The following is a 15,585-nucleotide window of genomic DNA, read 5'->3' on the forward strand; positions in this document are numbered from 1 at the left end:
CAAAGCATCAGGCATGCAAGACGAAAATCACTTGCATGCCCCATCACCACTGACCTTTTCGTGAAAAAACCCATTTTGACGGGGCTTGAAGCGCCCCATTTCAAGTTCTGAAAAGACCCATCACTCTTACCCAGTGTGGTCTGGCCCACCTGAGTAGAGTGTGGTGTCTTTTGGAGACGGATACACTACCTGTAGTGGCTTGCCATGCCCCGAGACACCAGATATAGTGTCTTTTACAAAATCTCACAATTGATCAAAAGAGGCTTTGCACTCTTTTGATCGGCCTCATCTTTGACTTTTCCCATACAAAAATGAACATGCAAACCGATCTGACCCCTCCTTTGTCGCCCACCAGCCAGACGAACTTGTCCGAAGCCGATCGTGCGGGCCATTCTTCTGCGCAACCCTTGAACCATTACCAAATCATTCGCCGCAACGGTGCCGTTGTGCCGTTCGAACCCAGCAAAATCGCCATCGCGATGATGAAGGCGTTTTTGGCCGTGCATGGCACCCAAGGCGCTGCGTCTGCCAGCGTGAGAGAGGTGGTAGAGCAACTGACCCAAAACGTGGTTCGTGCACTCATGCGTTCACGACCCGGGGGAGGCACTTTTCACATTGAAGATGTGCAAGACCAAGTGGAACTGGGTCTGATGCGCAGCAGCAATCACGAAGTCGCTCGCGCCTATGTGCTCTACCGTGAACGCCGCACCCAAGAACGCAGCCAACAGTCACATGCTGAGCCTGCCGTTCAAGAGCCCGTGTTGCATGTTCTGGACGGTGGCCAACGCGTGGCCCTGGACCTGAATTACCTGAAGTCCTTGATGATCAATGCTTGCGCCGGTTTGGGCCCTGACGTGAGTCCTGAGCCGATCGTGGCGGAAACCATGCGCAACCTGTACGACGGTGTGCCCATGGAAGAGGTGTACAAAGCCTCCATCTTGGCATCGCGAACCCTCATTGAAAAAGACCCAGACTACACCTACGTCACGGCCCGATTGTTGATGCACACCATTGCCAAGGAAATTTTGGGCAAGGAAGTGACCCAAGATCAGATGGCTGGCGAATACATCCAATACTTCCCCAAGTTCATCCAAAAAGGCATCGACAACGAACTGCTTGACCCCAAACTGGCGCAGTTTGACTTGAAAAAACTGGCAGAAGCGCTCAAGCCTGAACGCGATTTGCAGTTTGATTACCTGGGTCTGCAAACCCTGTATGACCGTTATTTCCTTCATGTGCGCAAGCAACGCATTGAAATGCCCCAAGCATTTTTCATGCGTGTGGCCATGGGTCTGTCGGTCAGCGAGGCCAATCGCGAAGCCCGTGCCATCGAGTTTTACGAAGTGCTGTCCTCCTTCGATTTCATGTCTTCGACGCCGACCTTGTTCAACAGCGGCACATTGCGTCCGCAGCTGTCGAGCTGTTACCTGACGACTGTGCCTGACGACCTCGATGGCATCTACGAATCCATCAAAGAAAATGCCTTGTTGTCCAAGTTCGCTGGGGGATTGGGCAACGACTGGACCCGTGTGCGAGCCATGGGGTCGCACATCAAAGGCACCAATGGCGAATCACAAGGCGTGGTGCCGTTCCTCAAAGTGGTCAACGACACCGCAGTTGCCGTCAATCAGGGTGGTAAACGCAAAGGCGCGGTCTGCACTTACCTTGAGACTTGGCACCTGGACATTGAAGAATTCCTGGAATTGCGCAAAAACACCGGCGATGATCGCCGCCGCACGCACGACATGAACACCGCGAACTGGATTCCTGACCTGTTCATGCGTCGCGTCATGGAAAAAGGTGACTGGACACTGTTCTCTCCTTCAGATTGCCCAGATTTGCATGACAAGTACGGGGCTGATTTTGAAAAAACCTACACGGCCTACGAAGCCAAGGCCGAACGGGGTGAAATCAAACCCAGCAAAAAATTGCCGGCCAATGACTTGTGGCGCAAGATGCTGTCCATGCTGTTTGAAACAGGACACCCTTGGATCACCTTCAAGGACCCTTGCAATATCCGCTCGCCACAGCAACACGTTGGCGTGGTGCATTCGTCCAATCTGTGCACAGAGATCACACTCAACACCAGCGACACCGAAACTGCCGTCTGCAACTTGGGTTCGGTCAACCTGTCCCGACACCTCAAAGACACGGCCAACGGCAAAGTGCTTGACCACGACAAGCTCAAAAAGACCATCTCGATTGCCATGCGGATGTTGGACAACGTGATCGACATCAACTACTACGCAGTCAAAAAAGCGCGTGATTCCAATGTGCGTCATCGGCCTGTGGGCTTGGGTCTCATGGCTTTCCAAGACTCGTTGTATGAAATGCGCATCCCTTACGCTTCGCAAGCAGCGGTGGAATTTGCTGACCGCTCCATGGAAGCCATTTGCTACTTCGCCTACTGGGCCTCGACCGATTTGGCCAAAGAGCGTGGCGAATACTCCAGCTACAAAGGCTCTTTGTGGGATCGCGGCATTTTGCCTTTTGACACGATCGACTTGTTGGCACGCGAACGAGGCGGCTATGTTGAGGTCGACCGCTCGTCCGCCCTCGATTGGGATGCTTTGCGTCAAAAAATCAAGACAGACGGCATGCGCAACTCCAACTGTGTCGCCATTGCACCCACAGCCACCATCTCCAACATCATTGGCGTGGATGCGTCCATCGAGCCGTGCTTTGGCAACCTGTCAGTCAAATCCAATTTGTCAGGCGAATTCACCGTCATCAACAGTTATTTGGTGCGCGATCTGAAGCGCTTGGGCTTGTGGGATGACGTGATGGTCATGGACTTGAAACACTTTGACGGCTCTTTGCGGCCCATCGATCGTGTGCCTCAAGACATCAAAGCGCTCTACGCCACAGCATTTGAAGTCGAAACGACTTGGCTGGTTGAAGCTGCTGCACGACGTCAAAAATGGATTGACCAAGCCCAATCTCTCAACATTTACATGGCTGGTGCGTCGGGCAAAAAACTCGATGACACCTACAAACTTGCATGGCTGAGGGGTCTTAAAACCACTTATTACCTGCGCACATCCAGTGCCACCCAGGTTGAAAAATCCACGGTCAAAGCTGGCTCACACAATGCGGTGTCTTCTGGCTCTCCCGCTTCTGGAAGCAGTGCTGTGGCATCCACGGTGGCGGCACCGGCCATGAATGCTGTACCCGCAACAGACGTTAAATTTACAGCCATTGACGATGTTGGCTGTGAGGCTTGTCAGTGATGTCATGACCTCGCATCGCACTGCGCCAGCCTGCAATGTGCGATGCAATTGAACAACACTTCAAGCGTGTGGTTTTGCATCATGTCAATGACTTCTTTGCAATTTCACCGCATGCTTTCATAATCTGAGAATTGGAATTTTTTATGTTGTCTTGGGACGATCAAGTTAAACCCGCATCGCAAACTGCAATGCCTTCCGTTCATGGCTCTGATGCATCGACCATCACCGAGGCAGCGCTGTTTCACGCCACGACTTCGGCAGCGCCGCGACGAATGAATGCAGCGGACAAGCGGATCATCAATGGCCAAACCGATGTGAACCAGTTGGTTCCTTTCAAGTACAAATGGGCTTGGGAAAAATACTTGGCCACTTGCGCAAACCATTGGATGCCGCAAGAAGTCAACATGAACCGAGACATCGCTTTGTGGAAAGATCCCAATGGCCTGACAGAAGATGAGCGTCGCATTGTCAAACGCAATCTTGGTTTCTTCGTGACAGCAGACTCTTTGGCTGCCAACAACATCACACTGGGTACTTACCGGCACATCACGGCACCTGAGTGCCGTCAGTTTCTGTTGCGTCAAGCCTTTGAAGAAGCCATCCATACCCACGCCTACCAGTACATCGTTGAATCTTTGGGGCTCGATGAAAGCGAGATTTTCAATGCATACAACGAAGTCAAATCCATCCGCGACAAAGACGAATTCCTCATTCCCTTTATCAGTGCGATCATGGATCCGCACTTTAAAACCGGCACATTGGAAAACGATCAGACCTTGCTCAAGTCGCTGATTGTTTTCGCTTGCTTGATGGAAGGCTTGTTTTTCTACGTTGGTTTCACACAAATTTTGGCTTTGGGTCGCCAAAACAAGATGACGGGCGCGGCTGAACAGTACCAATACATTTTGCGCGACGAGTCGATGCATTGCAATTTCGGTATCGACTTGATCAATACCGTCAAGCTTGAAAATCCTCAACTCTGGACTGCCGAGTTCAAAGCAGAAATCAATGAGCTTTTCTTGAAGGCGGTGGAACTGGAATACCGTTATGCCGAAGACACCATGCCCCGCGGTGTGCTGGGCATGAATGCCTCCATGTTCAAAGGCTACTTGCGCTACATTGCCAACCGCCGCGCCACACAAATCGGTTTGGACGCCTTGTTCCCCAACGAGGAGAACCCTTTCCCATGGATGAGCGAAATGATTGATCTGAAAAAAGAGCGTAACTTCTTTGAAACTCGGGTCATCGAATACCAATCAGGCGGCGCTTTGTCTTGGGATTGATGGTCTGACCTGCAAATCAATGAAATCCATTAAACAGCCACGCACCACAATGCCCTCGGGTGATGTGGTGTGTGGCTTTACTGCGTTCATGGTGCTGAGGAGCCCCTCAACACCATGGATCGTTTTGTGCAGTCCAACAAGCACAAAGCGTTCCCTTTCCGTTGAGATCTCAACTTGATCAAGGAGAAAATCATGGCAACTGCAAAAAAAGCAACAGCAAAAAAAGCTGCTCCCGCGAAAAAGGCCGCTCCGGCCAAAAAAGCTGCTGTAGCAAAGCAACCCGCAGCCAAAAAAGCTGCACCGGCCACCAAGGCAGCACCGGCTAAAAAAGCGGCTGTCGCCAAAAAGCCAGCAGCTAAAAAAGTAGCACCTGCAACCAAAGCTGCTCCCGCCGCTAAAAAGGCTGCAAGCGCTAAAAAAGCCGCTCCTGCTAAAAAGGCCGTAAGCGCTAAAAAAGCAGCTCCAGCGAAAGCAACCGCTCCAGCGAAAGCAGCTGCTCCAGCGAAAGCAGCTGCTCCAGCTAAAAAAGCCGTTGCAGCCAAAAAAGCTGCTCCAGCGAAAAAAGTCGCAGCAGCGCCTAAGGCAGCACCTGCAAAAAAAGCTGCAGCCAAAAAAGCAGCTGTCAAAAAACCAGCAGCCAAAAAAGCCGTTGTGAAGAAGGCAGCCAAAAAACCAGCGGCAAAGAAGGCATCCAAAGCGCCTGCTGCTCAAACCACTCTGAATCCTCAAGCAGCCTGGCCGTTTCCTTCAGCAGCCAAGCCCTGATTCAACAGGTCATACCTGACCGCCAAACCCGTCACTGGTTTCAGTGCCGGGTTTTTTTGTTGTCAAAAAAGGGATTTACTCAGGGGTAGAAACTCAAAATTCGATAATCGCTGAACGGCGTCTCATGGGCTGTGCGCAAACTCAATTGCCCCGTCCAAGTTTGACCTGCTGGGAGAGACTTCGGTGCGCCCATTTCTTGGGGCAAAACCACTTTGCGTAAAACCGGTTGTTGGTTTCCAGACAAAAGAGTCAACTCCAATGCCGTCATGGCCACCATGCTGTCCGAGGTATTTCGAAGGGTCCAGGAAAGTAAAAAATCGTCAGTGCGTCGCACCAAAGTCGAGCTTTCAATGACCAAAGCCTCCACATCTTGCGAAGGCTCGAGCGTACATCCCACGGATTGACACACAGCATCAAAACTCACCGCAACTGCAGGCCAATGCAAAGCAAGGACATGCCTCTGCACAAACGCAGCCTGCAAGATCAACATCAAGACCAACAATACAAATGTGGCGGGCCAAAGCTTGGATGGATTGACTGTATTGGGTCTGTGCGCAAGCGACAATTCGCCCGTGACCTGAGGGGCATCTGCGCGAAGGACGGTGGATGCCAGGTCGGAAGGCAAACTCAGTGGTTGACGAAAAGACGACAAAGCATTTTCAAATGAGACCAAGGCCTCGTTGCTTGGAGAACTGGCTTGCAAAGTGCCTGGATCTTCGACTTTTAACAGTCCATCTGTTGGGACAGATTCATGGCCCAAGGGCATGGCGGTGGCTGCGCTGACCGGCGTTTCACGAGTGACATGCGTGAGATCCGACTCTGCCAAGGGTTCCCAAAACAAAACCAAGCCAGTGCTGTCAAAAGCATGCTCGCAATGTCCACATCTTAACCAACCGCCCGCAGCTTGCAACTGTTCTGAGTCCACACGGTAGACTGTGGCGCAAGCTGGGCAGCGAGTTATCCTGTTCATCCGCTGATTGTAGTCAGGCGATTGAGCAGATTGCTATGCATGCTCGTTGGCTTTGGCGGTCATCAAAATCCAGCCTTCTTGGGTATCTGCCACCTCTAAACGGATCCAAGGGGCATAGGCCAGCTTGAGTTCATCAGCCTGTCGCTCCAAAATACCCGCCAAGACCAAGGAACCTCCAGGGGCCACATGGGCACAAAGCAATGGGGCAAGCACCTTGAGCGGTGTGGCCAAAATATTGGCCAGAACTGTTTGGTACTGGCCTTTTGCCTTGTCTGGCAAACCTGCCGTCAATTGCACACCATTGGCTTGCGCATTGAGTTCGGTCGATGTCACGGCCGCATCGTCAATATCCACAGCATCAATGGCTGTTGCACCGTACTTGGCTGCACCAATGGCCAAGATTCCGGAGCCGCAACCGTAATCGAGGACACGTTGGTTTTGAACACCATTTTGAGCAATCCAGCGCAAACACATGCGCGTGGTGGGGTGGGTGCCCGTACCAAAAGCCAAACCCGGATCCAGCCGGATGATTTGGCGAGCCTGACTGGGGGGTTCATGCCAAGTGGGGACAATCCAAAAGTCGGAGGTCACCTCGACAGGCGCAAATTGGGATTGCGTGAGTCTCACCCAATCTTGATCCTCCAATGTCTGAATGCCTAAAACTTCGCAGTCTTCAAAAAAATCTTGAAGCTCCAGCAAGGCCAATGCATCGTTAGCTTGCACCTCTTGTGCAAACAAGGCAACGACTTTGGACCGTTGCCATCCCTCTTTGGGCGGGGGCATGCCGGGCTCACCAAACAAGGCTTGCTCAGCAGGGGTTTGGGCATCGGCATCTTCGACAGACACACTCAAAGCATCCAACGCATCGAGTGCATCGCTCAAGACATCGACCCGGTCTTCTGGACACAACAGACTCAGTTCAAACATATGGCCTCAGCGTTTGTGCTGGCTCAGCCAGTGTTCAAGGTAATGGATGTTGGTGCCACCTTGCATGAATTTGGCATCGACCATCAACTCCCGGTGCAAGGGCACATTGGTGTTGATGCCCTCGATCACGGTTTCATTCAAAGCCGTTTGCATCCGGGCCAAAGCTTGCTCGCGGGTGTCACCATGAACGATCAATTTGCCAATCATCGAGTCGTAATTGGGCGGCACAAAATAATTGTTGTAGACGTGCGAGTCAACACGCACACCCGGGCCACCCGGCATGTGCCATGAAGTGACGCGGCCAGGTGATGGCGTGAACTTGAACGGATCTTCGGCATTGATGCGGCACTCGATGGCATGACCCCGAATTTGGATCTGCTTTTGCGTGAAGGGCAGTTTTTCGCCCGCAGCGACCATGATCTGGGTTTTGACGATGTCGACCCCAGTGATCCATTCGGTCACAGGGTGCTCCACCTGCACGCGGGTGTTCATCTCAATGAAATAAAATTCACCATTTTCAAACAAGAACTCGAAGGTGCCCGCACCACGGTAGCCAATTTTCTTGCAGGCGGCAACGCAGCGCTCGCCAATTTTGTCGATCAATTTGCGGGGAATGCCTGGTGCCGGGGCTTCTTCAATCACTTTTTGATGGCGACGCTGCATGGAGCAATCACGCTCACCCAAGTAAACAGCATTTTTGAACTTGTCAGCCAGAATCTGGATCTCGATGTGGCGCGGGTTCTGGAGGAATTTTTCCATGTAAACCGCAGGATTGCCAAAGGCTGCACCGGCTTCAGCTTTGGTCATTTGCACCGCATTGACCAAAGCAGCCTCGGTGTGCACCACACGCATGCCGCGACCGCCACCACCACCCGCAGCTTTGATGATCACAGGGTAACCCACCGCTTTGGCAATGCGACGAATTTGCACAGGATCATCGGGCAACTCACCTTCGGATCCTGGCACACAGGGCACACCCGCACGGATCATGGCCTGTTTGGCAGACACCTTGTCGCCCATGATGCGAATGGACTCGGGTGTTGGTCCAATGAACTGGAACCCGCTTTTTTCGACACGTTCGGCAAAATCGGCGTTTTCACTCAAAAACCCATACCCTGGGTGAATCGCTTCGGCATCGGTCACTTCCGCTGCTGAAATGATGGCGGGCATATTCAGGTAACTCAGCGAAGACGCCGCAGGACCGATACAAACCGCTTCTTCGGCCAATTTGACGTATTTCGCTTCTTTGTCGGCCTCTGAGTAAACCATGACCGCTTTGACACCCAACTCTCGGCAAGCCCGTTGGATGCGCAAAGCGATCTCACCACGATTGGCGACCAGGATTTTCTTGAACATGAAATCCCCGTTGGCTTATTCGACGATGAACAAAGGCTGACCGTACTCCACGGCCTGACCGTTTTCACACAAAATCTGCGTGACCGTGCCGGATTTGTCAGACTCGATTTCGTTGAGAATCTTCATCGCCTCAATGATGCACAAGGTATCACCCTCTTTGACCACCGAGCCGATCTGGATAAACGGTGCAGCACCCGGACTGGAGGACCTGTAGAAAGTACCGACCATGGGCGACTTGACCGCATGCCCCACTGGTGCAGCAGGGGCCGCAGGTGCTTCTGGAGCGACAAAAACGGGGGTCACAGGCAAAGGTGCAGGTACTGCTTGCTGCATCACCACAGGCGCGGCCAAACCGTTGCCTTTGACAATACGGACTTTGCCTTCGGCTTCGGTGATTTCCAGTTCGGTCACATTCGAATCGGACACCAAGTCAATCAATGTTTTAAGTTTGCGTAAATCCACGGATCCTCCATTGCTGTAAGCACATGTAATCGATCGAATTTACACCAAATTTCGGTAAAACCCCTCAAAAATCTGCTTACAGACCAGATTTGAGATGCGGTCGACCAGAAAAAGGGCACTTTTCAGACGAAGGAAGGGCAAAAATCTCCATCACACCCGCTTCAGACGCTGTTGCGACGCCACTCATCCAGATCAGCCTGGGTCAATTGACCCATCTTTTGACGCCAAATGCTGCCATTTGAATTGAAAAAGACGGTAAAGGGCAATCCACCTGCTGCGTTACCCAACGACTTGGCCAAATTGGTGCCCTCCAAACCGGCCAAACCCACGGGAAAAGCCAAAGGTTGTCGCTCCAGAAAACGGCGAACCGCACTCGGTTGATCAATGGCCAATGCCACAACTTGATGACCGTTCGGTGCATTTTCACGCCAGAAGGCGTTGATCATGGGCAACTCTTCGATACAGGGTGGACACCAAGTGGCCCAAAAGTTCAACAACAGGGGTTGACCTTTGAAACTGCCCATCGACAAAACAGCACCCGCAGGGTTTTCGAATTGCTGACTCCAAACAGGGTGACTTTGGACGTTGGCCACCACCTTGGGCTCAAAACGCCATAAGGACAAGCCAACACCTGCCACAGCAGCCGCTGCACCCGCCCCCAACAGCAAATTGCGCCGAGAAGCATTTGAATTGAGATTGTTCATGCGTGGATTGTCTTTCAAGCAGACAGCAAGCGCTCCAGAGCGGCCAAATCGCCACGAGGTGAACGGCCTTGCCCATCGGGCAGCAAAGCACCGCGCAAATCGTTGAGGTCGTAAATGCGCAGGTGCACGCCCACATCTTCATTCAAACCCATACAAAAACTGTGCAGGCTCAGCACCTCTACATCGTCGCCATGCAGTCCGCGCACGGTTTGGGTCTCGTAGCGCTGGTTCTGGTTGATCAGGGCGATTTCGGCCGATTTGGGGTCATCACAAAACAAGGCCAGATCCACGTCACACAGGCGCGTGGCCCAGCCTTGCCAGACCGCACCACCCAGGTGCGGACGAAATTCGGCCAAGCGCTGCATCCAGACCCGCGCCAATTCGCGCAAGGCCATTAACTCGGCGGGCTGGGTGTCGGCACAAAACAAGGCAATGTAGTCGCGCACCTCGGCCTCGACCACATCGTTGGTGGGCAAAGCGGTGCGCGTGGGCAGGCCCAGCTCTTTGAGGGCGCGGTGCTTGGCCGGGCCAAAGGCCAAGCCTTCTTCCACCACCAAACGGGCAGCAGTGGCGGCAATTTCAAGGGCAAACTCGTTCATGGGCACCGATTGTGACCGGCCCCAGCGGCTCGCGGTCCAGGCTGTGCCCGATGGCCCCCTAAAATCCGGGCATGCATATACATATCTTGGGCATTTGTGGCACCTTCATGGGGGGCTTGGCCGCGCTGGCCCGCGAGGCTGGGCATCGGGTCACGGGATGTGACGCGGGTGTTTATCCACCCATGAGCGACCAACTGCGCTCTTTGGGCATCGAGTTGATCGAGGGTTTTGACGCCGACCAGATGGCCCTCCAACCCGACCTGTACGTGATCGGCAACGTGGTCAGCCGCGCCCGCCTGCCAGACGGCAGCCCCAAATTCCCGCTGATGGAAGCCATATTGGAGGCCGGTGCGCCCTATACCAGCGGACCCCAGTGGCTGTCCGAACATGTGCTGCAAGGCAAACATGTGCTGGCGGTGGCGGGCACACACGGTAAAACCACCACCACCTCGATGCTGGCCTGGGTGCTGGAGCAAGCAGGGCTGGAGCCGGGCTATCTGGTGGGCGGCGTGCCGCTCAACTTTGGCGTCTCGGCACGTCTGGGCGGCGGGAAGTATTTCGTGATCGAAGCCGACGAATACGACACCGCCTTTTTCGATAAACGCAGCAAGTTTGTGCACTACCGCCCGCGCACTGCCATCCTGAACAACCTCGAGTTTGACCACGCCGACATTTTTGACAACCTGGCGGCCATTGAACGCCAGTTCCACCACCTGGTGCGCACCGTGCCTGGTTCGGGCCGGGTGGTGGTCAACGGCCTGGAAGAAAGCCTGACCCGTGTGCTGGCGCAAGGCTGCTGGAGCGAAGTGCGCAGCTTTGGTTCGACCGTGAGCGACTTTGTGGCCGAAGGCGAACCCTCGCAGTTCCGAGTGTTGCAGTCTGGCCAATCCGTGGCCGAAGTGCGATGGGCCATTGGCGGCGTGCACAACCAGCTCAACGCACTGGCCGCCATCGCCGCCGCCGAGCATGTGGGCGTGAGCCCCGCTGTGGCGGCAAAAGCCATGGCCTCGTTTGAAAACGTCAAACGCCGCATGGAAGTACGCGGTTGTGTGAACGGCATCACCGTTTACGACGACTTTGCCCACCACCCCACCGCGATCCGCACCACCGTCAACGGCCTGCGCCGTCAGGTGGGCCAAGCCCGCATCCTCGCCATCTTCGAGCCACGCAGCAACACCATGAAGCTGGGCACCATGAAAGCCCAACTGCCCTGGAGCCTGGAAGAAGCCGATTTGGCCTTTTGCCATTCGGGCGGACTGGGCTGGGATGCCACTGCAGCCCTATTGCCCATGGAGGCCAAAGCGCAGGTGGGTGCCAACATAGACGAAGTCATCGCCCAAGTGCTGGCCAAAGTGCAGCCCGGCGACCACCTGCTGTGCATGAGCAACGGGGGCTTTGGCGGCATTCACGCCAAGTTGCTCCAAGCCATTCAAACGGTCTAAAGGGCATGCTCAACAACAGCAACCGGCGACTGGGTATTGGACTGGTCACCTTGACCACCCTGATGTTCGCGGTGCTGGACACCACGGCCAAGTGGCTGGTGCTGAGTTTGCCGGTGTTGCAAGTCGTGTGGCTGCGTTTTCTCACGCACTCGCTGTTTTCCTTCGCAGTTTTCGCCCCCAGCATGGGGCTGTCACTGGTGCGCTGGCACCATCCCCGGCTGCAATTGCTACGTGGTCTGATGTTGGCCTGCATGACGGGCCTGAACTTTTGGGCCCTGCAATACCTGCAACTGGCAGAAACCGGTGCCATGCAGTTTTCCGTGCCCATCTTGATTGCTGTGCTCTCGGCCTGGTGGCTGGGAGAAAAGCTGGATGCCCGGCGCTGGGCCGCCATTGCCGCAGGCTTCATCGGCGTGCTGATCATCATTCGCCCGGGCAGCCAAGCTTTTCACCCGGCCATTTTGCTGTCTGCGGGCAACGCCGTTTTGTACGCCCTGTTCAACTTGCTGACGCGCCGCCTGGCCAGCCAAGAACATCCGGCCACCATGCAGCTGGCATCGGCCCTGGTGTCCACCGCTGTGCTTACCCCTTTTGCGCTGTGGACATGGCAAACCCCCAGCAGCGGCTGGCAGTGGCTGCTGCTGGCACTGGCCGGACTCAGTGGCGGCGCGGGTCACTATTTCGCAGCGCAAGCCCACCGATTTGCTTCTGCCGCTGTGCTGGGGCCGTTTCTCTACCAGCAGATCCTCTACATGACCCTGGGCGGCTGGCTGGTCTTTGACCAAGTGCCCGACCGTGCGGTGTTGTTGGGCGCGACCGTGGTGGTGGCCAGCGGTCTTTACCTGTTGTGGCGCGAGTTCCAAGTCAAGACCGAATCACCTGCGGTCTGAGCCCGAGGGCAGCGCCTGAAGGCTGGACAGGCAGTCCAGCCCACAGACCTCTGCAGTTCAGCCTGCGCGGCGTGCCTTCACCGCATCGGACAACACCTGCAACACGCCCTCGCTGTCGTCCCAGCCAATGCATGCATCGGTGATGCTCTGGCCATAGGTCAGATTCGCCACATCGTGCTGGCCGGGTGTGAACTTCTGGGCACCGTCTTTGAGGTGGCTTTCAACCATGACGCCGAACACCTGGCGTGAGCCGCCGCTGATTTGTGCGGCGATGTCCTTGGCCACGTCGATCTGGCGCTCGTGCTTTTTGCTGCTGTTGGCGTGGCTGCAGTCCACCATCAAAGTGGCAGGCAGCTTGGCAGCTTCCAGTTCCTTGCACGCGGCGGCCACGCTATCGGCGTCGTAGTTGGGCGCTTTGCCGCCGCGCAAAATCACATGGCAGTCCTGGTTGCCCTGGGTCTGCACAATGGCGACTTGGCCATTTTTGTGCACCGACAAAAAGTGGTGGCCACGGGCTGCCGCCTGAATCGCGTCAGTGGCGATCTTGATGTTGCCATCCGTGCCGTTCTTGAAGCCAATGGGGGCCGACAAGCCCGAAGCCAACTCGCGGTGCACCTGGCTTTCGGTGGTGCGGGCACCGATGGCGCCCCAGCTGATCAGGTCGCCGATGTACTGGGGCGAAATCACGTCCAGGAACTCGCTGCCTGCGGGCAAGCCCTGGCGGTTGATCTCGATCAGCAGCTGGCGGGCGATGCGCAGGCCTTCGTCGATGCGGTAGCTCTCGTCCAAGTAGGGGTCGTTGATCAGGCCTTTCCAGCCCACGGTGGTGCGGGGCTTTTCAAAGTACACGCGCATCACGATCTCCAACGTGTCGGCGTATTTTTCACGCAGGGGCTTGAGGCGGCGGGCGTAGTCGAGGGCTGCAGCCGGATCGTGGATCGAGCAAGGGCCGATGATGACGAGCAGGCGGTCGTCTTGGCCGTGCACGATCTTCTGAATGGATTTGCGGGTTTGGGAGATCAGGGTTTCCGTCGCCGTGCCGGCAATCGGGAAAAAGCGGATCAAATGTTCTGGGGGCGGGAGCACGGTGATGTCCTTGATGCGTTCGTCGTCGGTCTGGCCGGTACGGTCGGCGGCATTCGGATACCAGCTCTCGGGGGCTGCGGTTTTGGCGTTCATCGTGGACTCCTCAGATTGAAAAAAGGTCAAAAAAAACCGCCGGGCTTTGGAGCTCCGGCGGTGTGTGTCGAGATGTTCGGGTGCTTATTCGCTCGCCTCTCGTCCGCCGGGGACTGAGAACCAAAAATAAAAAAAGTAAAAAGCGATGCGCGAAAACATGGGGATCAATGTATCACAGGTTGATGACGCTTCCTGACGGGTCCGCCCAAGGGCAAACCCGAACAGGCGCCTCAGGCCGTACCGCCCACGGTGAGGCCATCAATGCGCAGCGTGGGCTGACCCACGCCCACCGGAACGCTCTGGCCCTCTTTGCCGCAGGTGCCCACACCCGAGTCGAGCTTCATGTCGTTGCCGATCATGCTGATCTTCTTGAGCGACTCGGGGCCGCTGCCGATCAAGGTGGCGCCCTTGACGGGGTATTGGATCTTGCCGTTTTCCACCCAGTAAGCCTGGCTGGCCGAAAACACAAACTTGCCGCTGGTGATGTCGACCTGGCCGCCGGCGAAGTTGGTGGCGTACAGGCCCTTTTTGATGCTGGCCACGATTTCTTCGGCGCTCTTGTCGCCACCCAACATGTAGGTGTTGGTCATGCGTGGCATGGGCACATGGGCATAGCTTTCGCGTCGGCCGTTGCCCGTGGGCTTGACGCCCATGAGGCGAGCGTTCATCGAATCCTGGATGTAGCCGCGCAAGATGCCGTCTTCGATCAGCACGTTCTTTTGGCTGGCGTGGCCTTCGTCGTCCACGTTGAGAGAGCCGCGACGGTCAGAGATGGTGCCGTCATCGAGCACGGTGACGCCTTTGGCCGCCACGCGCTGGCCGATGCGGCCGCTGAAAGCGCTCGAGCCCTTGCGGTTGAAGTCGCCTTCCAGACCATGGCCTACGGCTTCATGCAGCAGCACACCGGGCCAGCCATTGCCCAGCACCACCGTCATCTCGCCCGCAGGCGCGGGGCGAGCTTCGAGGTTGATCAGTGCGGCCGAGACGGCTTCTTGCACATAGGTCTCGACCATGCCGTCGTCAAAGTAGGCCAGACCAAAGCGGCCACCGCCACCCGCACTGCCCACTTCGCGGCGGCCGTTTTGCTCGGCAATCACCGTGACCGACAGGCGAATCAAGGGGCGCACGTCGGCGGCCAGGGTGCCATCGGCCCGGGCCACCATGACCACGTCGTATTCGGTGGCCAGACCGGCCATGACCTGCACCACACGCGGGTCTTTGGCTCGGGCGATTTTTTCCACGCGTCCGAGCAAATTCACCTTGGCGGTGCTGTCCAGCGTGGACATCGGGTCGAGCGAGGGGTAGAGCGAGCGGCTGGCTGAGACCTTGCGGGCAGGCACTTTGATGCGTTTGTTTTGCGTCGCCTGCGCGATGGTGCGCACCGTCATGGCTGCATCCATCAAAGAAGCTTCGGAGATGTCGTCCGAGTAGGCGAAGGCGGTTTTCTCACCCGACACGGCCCGCACGCCCACACCTTGGTCGATGCTGAAGCTGCCGGTCTTGACGATGCCCTCTTCCAGGCTCCAGCCTTCGGAGCGGGTGTACTGAAAGTACAGGTCAGCGTCGTCCACAGCGTGGGCCTTGATGGCGGCCAAAGCACGGCTGAGGTGAGTTTCGTCCAAGCCAAAAGGCTCAAGCAAGAGGGAGCGGGCCGTGGCCAGACGTTCGATGGTGGGTTCGCGTGAAATCATGGGAGCCATTGTAGGCAGGGATCAAGACCCTTGCCGGGGCTGGAGAGACCAGGACCGTGCCGAACAGGACCGAACGAGGTTCGCGGG

At 55.9% G+C, this 15,585-nt stretch carries 13 protein-coding genes; 5 read left to right on the forward strand and 8 right to left on the reverse strand.

What is annotated here, in order from left to right:
- Positions 1 to 317 precede the first annotated feature (317 nt).
- The 3 genes from AMM41_RS13670 (at position 318) to AMM41_RS13680 (ending at position 5,278) form a co-directional block, all read left to right on the forward strand.
- The gene (locus AMM41_RS13670) at positions 318 to 3,230 is read left to right on the forward strand and encodes a ribonucleoside-diphosphate reductase subunit alpha (RefSeq protein ID WP_089960065.1); all 2,913 of its coding nucleotides are present in this window, start codon (positions 318 to 320) and stop codon (positions 3,228 to 3,230) included.
- A 143-nt stretch (positions 3,231 to 3,373) separates the two neighbouring features.
- Positions 3,374 to 4,513, forward strand: a complete 1,140-nt coding sequence (locus AMM41_RS13675; RefSeq protein ID WP_089959641.1) for a ribonucleotide-diphosphate reductase subunit beta — start codon at positions 3,374 to 3,376, stop codon at positions 4,511 to 4,513.
- Between the two features lie 192 nt (positions 4,514 to 4,705).
- Positions 4,706 to 5,278 (forward strand): histone, encoded by a 573-nt coding sequence (locus tag AMM41_RS13680; protein WP_089960068.1) that lies wholly within the window; start codon positions 4,706 to 4,708, stop codon positions 5,276 to 5,278.
- A 79-nt stretch (positions 5,279 to 5,357) separates the two neighbouring features.
- Here the strand turns inward: AMM41_RS13680 and AMM41_RS22465 are convergent, their stop codons facing one another.
- From AMM41_RS22465 to AMM41_RS13710, 6 genes are all read right to left on the reverse strand, one after another.
- On the reverse strand, positions 5,358 to 6,248 hold the full coding sequence (locus AMM41_RS22465) for a zinc-ribbon and DUF3426 domain-containing protein (protein WP_089959646.1): 891 nt from the start codon (positions 6,246 to 6,248) through the stop codon (positions 5,358 to 5,360).
- 33 nt (positions 6,249 to 6,281) lie between these two features.
- Positions 6,282 to 7,175, reverse strand: a complete 894-nt coding sequence (gene prmA / locus AMM41_RS13690) for a 50S ribosomal protein L11 methyltransferase (protein WP_089959649.1) — start codon at positions 7,173 to 7,175, stop codon at positions 6,282 to 6,284.
- A gap of 6 nt (positions 7,176 to 7,181) precedes the next feature.
- The gene (gene accC, locus AMM41_RS13695; protein WP_089959652.1) at positions 7,182 to 8,531 is read right to left on the reverse strand and encodes an acetyl-CoA carboxylase biotin carboxylase subunit; all 1,350 of its coding nucleotides are present in this window, start codon (positions 8,529 to 8,531) and stop codon (positions 7,182 to 7,184) included.
- A gap of 15 nt (positions 8,532 to 8,546) precedes the next feature.
- The gene (gene accB / locus AMM41_RS13700; protein ID WP_089959658.1) at positions 8,547 to 8,993 is read right to left on the reverse strand and encodes an acetyl-CoA carboxylase biotin carboxyl carrier protein; all 447 of its coding nucleotides are present in this window, start codon (positions 8,991 to 8,993) and stop codon (positions 8,547 to 8,549) included.
- A 161-nt stretch (positions 8,994 to 9,154) separates the two neighbouring features.
- Positions 9,155 to 9,697, reverse strand: a complete 543-nt coding sequence (locus tag AMM41_RS13705; RefSeq protein ID WP_089959664.1) for a TlpA family protein disulfide reductase — start codon at positions 9,695 to 9,697, stop codon at positions 9,155 to 9,157.
- Between the two features lie 14 nt (positions 9,698 to 9,711).
- Complete coding sequence (locus tag AMM41_RS13710; protein ID WP_089959668.1) at positions 9,712 to 10,296, reverse strand: hypothetical protein; 585 nt, start codon at positions 10,294 to 10,296, stop codon at positions 9,712 to 9,714.
- A gap of 71 nt (positions 10,297 to 10,367) precedes the next feature.
- On the opposite strand from AMM41_RS13710, the gene mpl reads away from it, so the two are divergent.
- Complete coding sequence (mpl, locus tag AMM41_RS13715; RefSeq protein ID WP_089959671.1) at positions 10,368 to 11,738, forward strand: UDP-N-acetylmuramate:L-alanyl-gamma-D-glutamyl-meso-diaminopimelate ligase; 1,371 nt, start codon at positions 10,368 to 10,370, stop codon at positions 11,736 to 11,738.
- A 5-nt stretch (positions 11,739 to 11,743) separates the two neighbouring features.
- Positions 11,744 to 12,628 (forward strand): DMT family transporter, encoded by an 885-nt coding sequence (locus AMM41_RS13720; protein WP_089959674.1) that lies wholly within the window; start codon positions 11,744 to 11,746, stop codon positions 12,626 to 12,628.
- Between the two features lie 57 nt (positions 12,629 to 12,685).
- Here the strand turns inward: AMM41_RS13720 and AMM41_RS13725 are convergent, their stop codons facing one another.
- On the reverse strand, positions 12,686 to 13,807 hold the full coding sequence (locus tag AMM41_RS13725) for a 3-deoxy-7-phosphoheptulonate synthase (RefSeq protein WP_089959677.1): 1,122 nt from the start codon (positions 13,805 to 13,807) through the stop codon (positions 12,686 to 12,688).
- Positions 13,808 to 14,037: 230 nt separating this feature from the next.
- Entirely contained in the window at positions 14,038 to 15,498 is a 1,461-nt protein-coding gene (gene tldD, locus AMM41_RS13730) for a metalloprotease TldD (RefSeq protein ID WP_089960074.1), read from the reverse strand.
- Positions 15,499 to 15,585 lie beyond the last annotated feature (87 nt).

Source organism: Limnohabitans sp. 2KL-3, from assembly GCF_001269405.1.
GTDB lineage: Bacteria > Pseudomonadota > Gammaproteobacteria > Burkholderiales > Burkholderiaceae_C > Limnohabitans_A.

What these genes read in the sequence shown, in the direction of transcription:
- AMM41_RS13670 (WP_089960065.1), top strand. Translation starts at nt 318, where the DNA reads ATGCAAACCGATCTGACCCCTCCTTTGTCGCCCACCAGCCAGACGAAC.
- tldD (WP_089960074.1), bottom strand. Translation starts at nt 15,498, where the DNA reads ATGATTTCACGCGAACCCACCATCGAACGTCTGGCCACGGCCCGCTCC.
- AMM41_RS13680 (WP_089960068.1), top strand. Translation starts at nt 4,706, where the DNA reads ATGGCAACTGCAAAAAAAGCAACAGCAAAAAAAGCTGCTCCCGCGAAA.
- accC (WP_089959652.1), bottom strand. Translation starts at nt 8,531, where the DNA reads ATGTTCAAGAAAATCCTGGTCGCCAATCGTGGTGAGATCGCTTTGCGC.
- AMM41_RS13705 (WP_089959664.1), bottom strand. Translation starts at nt 9,697, where the DNA reads ATGAACAATCTCAATTCAAATGCTTCTCGGCGCAATTTGCTGTTGGGG.
- AMM41_RS22465 (WP_089959646.1), bottom strand. Translation starts at nt 6,248, where the DNA reads ATGAACAGGATAACTCGCTGCCCAGCTTGCGCCACAGTCTACCGTGTG.
- AMM41_RS13725 (WP_089959677.1), bottom strand. Translation starts at nt 13,807, where the DNA reads ATGAACGCCAAAACCGCAGCCCCCGAGAGCTGGTATCCGAATGCCGCC.
- AMM41_RS13675 (WP_089959641.1), top strand. Translation starts at nt 3,374, where the DNA reads ATGTTGTCTTGGGACGATCAAGTTAAACCCGCATCGCAAACTGCAATG.
- prmA (WP_089959649.1), bottom strand. Translation starts at nt 7,175, where the DNA reads ATGTTTGAACTGAGTCTGTTGTGTCCAGAAGACCGGGTCGATGTCTTG.
- mpl (WP_089959671.1), top strand. Translation starts at nt 10,368, where the DNA reads ATGCATATACATATCTTGGGCATTTGTGGCACCTTCATGGGGGGCTTG.
- AMM41_RS13720 (WP_089959674.1), top strand. Translation starts at nt 11,744, where the DNA reads ATGCTCAACAACAGCAACCGGCGACTGGGTATTGGACTGGTCACCTTG.
- AMM41_RS13710 (WP_089959668.1), bottom strand. Translation starts at nt 10,296, where the DNA reads ATGAACGAGTTTGCCCTTGAAATTGCCGCCACTGCTGCCCGTTTGGTG.